This window comes from Bacillus paramycoides, assembly GCF_001884235.1.
GTDB classification, from domain to species: domain Bacteria; phylum Bacillota; class Bacilli; order Bacillales; family Bacillaceae_G; genus Bacillus_A; species Bacillus_A paramycoides.
Map to the genome: position 1 here is coordinate 1 of NZ_MAOI01000143.1, position 202 is coordinate 202.

The 202-nt window shown below is 38.6% G+C and carries 1 protein-coding gene; it reads left to right on the forward strand.

Annotated elements, in window-relative coordinates:
• The coding region (locus BAU28_RS31695; protein ID WP_208610986.1) for a hypothetical protein at positions 1–202 on the forward strand (202 nt) is incomplete at both ends.

Consider the following 202-nt stretch of genomic DNA (forward strand, 5'->3'; position numbering starts at 1 on the left):
AACAGAAGAAAGCAGAAGAACAGAAGAAGGTAGAAGAACAGAAGAAAGCAGAAGAACAGAAGAAAGCAGAAGAACAAAAGAAGGTAGAAGAACAGAAGAAAGCAGAAGAGCAGAAGAAAGCAGAAGAACAGAAGAAAGCAGAAGAACAGAAGAAGGTAGAAGAACAGAAGAAAGCAGAAGAACAGAAGAAAGCAGAAGAACA